General features: G+C 71.8%; 4 protein-coding genes. 3 read left to right on the top strand and 1 reads right to left on the bottom strand.

Annotated features, from left to right (window positions below; translation table 11 throughout):
• Positions 1-165: 165 nt before the first annotated feature.
• The 3 genes from AB0912_RS35745 (at position 166) to proC (ending at position 2,805) form a co-directional block, all read left to right on the top strand.
• Positions 166-1,044 (top strand): ABC transporter ATP-binding protein, encoded by an 879-nt coding sequence (locus AB0912_RS35745; RefSeq protein WP_366707485.1) that lies wholly within the window; start codon positions 166-168, stop codon positions 1,042-1,044.
• Positions 1,041-1,835, top strand: a complete 795-nt coding sequence (locus AB0912_RS35740) for an ABC transporter permease (RefSeq protein ID WP_366707483.1) — start codon at positions 1,041-1,043, stop codon at positions 1,833-1,835. Before AB0912_RS35745 ends, AB0912_RS35740 begins: the two co-directional genes overlap by 4 nt.
• A 160-nt stretch (positions 1,836-1,995) precedes the next feature.
• A complete protein-coding gene (proC, locus tag AB0912_RS35735) occupies positions 1,996-2,805 on the top strand; it encodes a pyrroline-5-carboxylate reductase (protein WP_366707481.1) in 810 nt (269 codons plus the stop codon).
• Positions 2,806-2,868: 63 nt separating this feature from the next.
• On the opposite strand, the gene trpS is transcribed toward proC, so the two are convergent.
• The gene (trpS, locus tag AB0912_RS35730; protein ID WP_366707479.1) at positions 2,869-3,870 is read right to left on the bottom strand and encodes a tryptophan--tRNA ligase; all 1,002 of its coding nucleotides are present in this window, start codon (positions 3,868-3,870) and stop codon (positions 2,869-2,871) included.
• Positions 3,871-4,404 lie beyond the last annotated feature (534 nt).

Genomic DNA, 4,404 nt, shown 5'->3' with positions numbered 1-4,404 from the left:
TGGGCGCGCAGCGCAGAGGCCCGGGCCCCGGCCCCCGCATGACCCCCGAGCCCCCACCCCCGCACTCCCCACCCCCGCACTCCCCACCCCCGCACTCCCCACCCCCCTCCCCGAAGCCCCCACCCCTTGACCGACCCCCCACCCGCCCCCAATATTCATCACACGATGATTAACACCCCGGGCGAGCCCACCCCCGTGTCCTCACCCCACACCACCCCCGTGTCCTCCCCCCAGCCCGCCGTCCGCGCCGAAGGCCTCACCGTCCGGCGCGGCCCCCGTACCGTCCTGCGCGGGCTCGACTTCGTCGTCCCGCGCGGGCGGATCACCGGGCTGCTCGGCCCCTCCGGCTGTGGCAAGTCGACCCTGATCCGGGCGATCGTCGGCACCCAGGCCGGAGTGCGCGGCACCCTCGACGTCCTCGGCCGCCCCGCCGGCGACCCCGTGCTCCGCTCCCGCATCGGCTACGTCACCCAGGCCCCGTCCGTCTACGACGACCTGACCGTGCGCCAGAACCTCGACTACTTCGCCGCGATCCTCGACCCCGGCCGAGCCGCCGCCGAACGCCGGCACGCCGACGTCACCCGTGCCATCACCGACGTCGACCTCACCTCGCACGCCGACGCCGTGGCCGGCACCCTCTCCGGCGGCCAGCGCAACCGCGTCTCCCTCGCCGTCGCCCTGCTCGGCGCCCCCGAACTCCTCGTCCTGGACGAGCCCACCGTCGGACTCGACCCGGTCCTGCGCCGCGACCTGTGGAGCCTCTTCCACGACATCGCCGAACAGCGCGACGCCACCCTCCTCATCTCCTCCCACGTGATGGACGAGGCCGAGCGCTGCCACCGGCTCCTGCTCATGCGCGAGGGCGAGATCCTCGCCGACGGCACCCCGGACGCCCTGCGCGAGAAGACCGGCTCCGACACCGTCGAGACCGCCTTCCTCCACCTCGTGGACGAGGCCGCGGCGGACCACTCGCCCCAGCCCGACACCCCCGCGGCTACCGCCCCCGCCCCCGACCCCGACCCCCGCGAGGAGACCGCCCGATGAGCCCCGCCCAGCCCGCGGCGGCCCCCGTCCCCGCCGCCCGCCGCCCCCGCGCGCTCACCCCCGCCCGCACCGCCGCCACCGCGAGCCGCGTCCTGCGCCAGCTTCGGCACGACCCCCGCACCATCGCGCTGATGATCGTCATCCCCTGCGTGATGCTGGTCCTGCTCCGCTACGTCTTCGACAGCAGCCCCCGGACCTTCGACTCCATCGGCGCCTCGCTGCTCGGGATCTTCCCGCTGATCACGATGTTCCTGGTGACCTCCATCGCGACCCTGCGCGAACGCACCTCCGGCACCCTCGAACGCCTCCTCGCCCTGCCCCTCGGCAAGGGCGACCTGATCGCCGGCTACGCCCTCGCCTTCGGTGCCGTCGCCGTCGTCCAGTCGGCGCTGGCCACCGGCCTCGCCCTGTGGGTCCTCGGCCTCGACGTCACCGGCTCCCCCTGGCTGCTCCTGCTCGTCGCCCTGCTCGACGCGCTCCTCGGAACCGCCCTCGGCCTGTTCGTCTCGGCGTTCGCCGCCTCCGAGTTCCAAGCCGTCCAGTTCATGCCGGCCGTGATCTTCCCCCAACTGCTCCTCTGCGGCCTCTTCACCCCGCGCTCCGCCATGCACCCCGCCCTGGAGGCCGTCTCCGACGTGCTCCCGATGTCGTACGCGGTCGACGGCATGAACGAGGTCCTCCAGCACACGGACCTGACCGCCACCTTCGTCCGCGACGTCCTGATCGTCGCCGGTACGGCGGTACTGGTGCTGTGCCTCGGCGCGGCCACCCTGCGCCGCCGTACGACATAGCCGCCACCCTGCGCCCCGTACGACATGGGCGCGCCGCCCCCCCCCGTGTCGCCGAGGTCCGCCCGTCTGCCCGTCCGCCCACCGGACAACCCGCTCGCGCCCCCGACCCCGGTGGGAGGATGACCGCGGACGACCCAACCCTCGGAGGGCACCCGCAACCATGGTCCAGAAAGTCGCAGTCCTCGGCACCGGCAAGATCGGTGAAGCCCTGCTCAGCGGAATGATCCGAGCCGGCTGGGCCCCCGCCGACCTCCTGGTCACCACCCGCCGCCCCGAGCGGGCGAAGGAACTCCAGGAGCGCCACGGCGTCACCCCGGTCACCAACGCGGAAGCGGCGAAGAGCGCCGACACGCTGATCCTGACCGTCAAGCCCCAGGACATGGGCACCCTCTTGGACGAACTCGCGCCGCACATCCCCGCCGACCGCCTGATCATCAGCGGCGCGGCCGGCATCCCCACCGCCTTCTTCGAGGAGCGGCTGACCGCCGGGACGCCCGTCGTCCGCGTCATGACGAACACCCCGGCCCTCGTGGACGAGGCCATGTCCGTCATCTCCGCCGGCAGCCACGCCACACCCGAGCACGTGGCCCACGCCGAGGAGATCTTCGGCGCCGTCGGCAAGACGCTCCTCGTCCCCGAGTCGCAGCAGGACGCCTGCACGGCCCTCTCCGGCTCCGGACCCGCGTACTTCTTCTACCTCGTCGAGGCCATGACGGACGCCGGAATCCTGCTCGGCCTGCCCCGCGACAAGGCCCACGAGCTGATCGTCCAGTCCGCGATCGGCGCCGCCGTCATGCTCCGCGACAGCGGCGAGCACCCGGTGAAACTCCGCGAGAACGTCACCTCCCCCGCGGGCACCACCATCAACGCGATCCGCGAGCTGGAGAACCACGGCGTACGCGCCGCGCTCATCGCCGCGCTCGAAGCGGCCCGCGACCGCAGCCGCGAACTCGCCTCCGGCAACGGCTGACCCGAGCCGTCCGGCTTCGCCACCCCGCCGGCCGGGTGCCGAAGCCGGACGCTCAACCGCGCCTCAGTCCACCGCGGGCAGCAACCCGATCGCCCGGTACGCCGCGTCGACCGTCGGCCGGGCCGCCTCCCGCGCCTTCGCCGCCCCGGCCCGCAGCACCCGCTCGACCCGCGCGGGATCGGCGCACAGCTCCTTGTGCCTCCGCTGCACCGGCCTGAGCAGTTCGACCACGGCCTCGGCGGTGTCCTTCTTCAGCGCCCCGTACGAGGTGTACGCGTCGGCCAGCGTCTCGGGGTCCCCGCCTTCGCAGGCGGCGAGGATCTCCAGCAGATTCGACACCCCGGGCCGCCCCTCCCTGTCGTAGGCGACGTCCTGCCCGCTGTCGGTCACGGCCCGCATGACCTTCTTCCGTACGGCATCGGGCTCGTCCAGCAGATACACGACCCCGGGCCCGACGTCGTCGCTCTTGCCCATTTTCGAGGTCGGTTCCTGGAGGTTCATGACCCGCGCCGCCACCTCGGGCCGGGTCGCCTTCGGCACGGTGAACGTATGCCCGTAGCGCTGGTTGAACCGCACCGCCAGATCCCGGGTCAGCTCGACGTGCTGCGTCTGGTCGTCCCCGACCGGCACCTCGTCCGTGCCGTACGCCAGGATGTCCGCCGCCATCAGCACGGGATACGTCAGCAGCGACAGCCGCACACTCCCGCCCCGCTCCCGCTCCCGCGCGGCCTTCTCCTTGTACTGGATCATCCGCCGCATCTCGCCGTCGGTCGCGACGCACTCCAGCAGATACGACAGCCGCGCGTGTTCGTCCACATGACTCTGGACGAACACCGTGCACAGCTCCGGATCGAGCCCCGAGGCCAGCAGAAGGGTCGCCGCCTGCCTGCTGAGTCTGCGCACCCGCGCCGGATCGTGGTCCACGGTGAGCGCGTGCAGGTCGACGACGCAGAACAGCGCGTCGGCGCGGTGCTGGTCCACCTCGGCCCACCGCCGCACGGCCCCCAGATAGTTCCCCAGCGTCAGATGCCCGGTCGGCTTGACCCCGCTGAAGATCCGCGTCATCTCTCCACCTCCTGATCGAGGCCGCCGCACCCACCGGCCGGCCCCCAGGAGGGACACACGAAAACGGCCGCCGAGAGCGGCGGCCGTTGGGTACCCACATGCGTACGGCCGCCGTCAGGCGGCCCACCAGAACTGGGTGTACGTACGCGTGGTCATGGGGCCAGGTTACGCCCCGGCAGTCCCGTCCGGACCGGAGTTGACACGCCCCCACCCCGTACGTAGTGTTCTCCGAGTTGTCCGACGTGAGCGCCGACCCCGGTCGGTCCCCGGACAACCATTCCGCACCACCACTCAACGATCGACGACTCGTCGTCCGCTCGTTTTCATGCGTGTTTGCGAAATGAGGATTCCGCGTTCGAAAGGACGCGACCCCGATTAGCTCGGGGGCCCGGAATCCGCTAAAGTCTCACTCGTCGGAACGGCCCAACAGCCGGGAAGACAAACCCCGCTGACTGGGAATCAGGCCCGAAAGGATCTGATAGAGTCGGACTCGCCGGAAAGGGAAACGCGAAAGCGGAAACCTGGAAAGCGCCG

Source organism: Streptomyces sp. NPDC007084, from assembly GCF_040703595.1.
Classification (GTDB): domain Bacteria; phylum Actinomycetota; class Actinomycetes; order Streptomycetales; family Streptomycetaceae; genus Streptomyces.
Note: the sequence above shows the minus strand (reverse complement) of the source record. Positions and strands in the feature narration are given on the sequence as shown.